This window comes from Prescottella defluvii (genome assembly GCF_000738775.1).
In the GTDB taxonomy this organism is placed as follows: Bacteria; Actinomycetota; Actinomycetes; order Mycobacteriales; family Mycobacteriaceae; genus Prescottella; species Prescottella defluvii.
The window spans coordinates 1-615 of the sequence record NZ_JPOC01000141.1 but is presented as its reverse complement, the minus strand read 5'-3'; the positions used below and the strand labels follow the sequence as shown (position 1 = coordinate 615).

Genomic DNA, 615 nt, shown 5'->3' with positions numbered 1-615 from the left:
ACTCTAGGTGAGCCGCCCGGTCAGCTCAGATTCCGCACGTCCCAGACCCAGACGTCGTCGACTCGGCGCCCGTCGATGCCGAGCAGTTGGTTCACGGTGGTGAGCAGGGCGTGCTGGTTCTTGCCGGGCGGCAGCACGACGACGTCGGCGTTCCAGAACTTCAGGTCGTCGCGCGCGGTCGCGCGGGTGGTGTCGTCGACGACCGGCACCTGGCCGGTGCGCTGGGTGTTGCCGAGGAGCATCGCGGTGGGGCGGTCGTCGGGCCCGTACTTGCCCTTGTCGTCGGGTCCGGCCGGTCCGACGAAGTAGCCTCCGGCGATGGGGTACCCGAAGCGCTGCCCGACCTGCCATTTCAGGGCTCTGGCGTCCTCGGGGCGCGGTAGGGGGACGGTGACGACCGACCCGTCGGAGACGTACGAGCGCCACGTGCCGTCCGCGAAGAACGCCGGTGTGGGGGTGCGTTTGGCGATGTCGAGCGGTCCGGGGGCGAGGGGGAGGAGGGCAACGATCAGCCAGCCCAGCCACAGCAGCGTCGTGGATCGTTGTCCGGTGCGGCCGGCGGCGATCGCGCGGTCGGTGCCCAGCGCGAGGAGGATCGCGATGGCCGGGATGCAG

General features: G+C 70.9%; 1 pseudogene. It reads right to left on the bottom strand.

The window, feature by feature from the left end:
- Window positions 1–20: 20 nt before the first annotated feature.
- Window positions 21–615 (bottom strand): annotated as a pseudogene (locus IJ15_RS0124080) (glycosyl transferase); the annotation flags it as partial.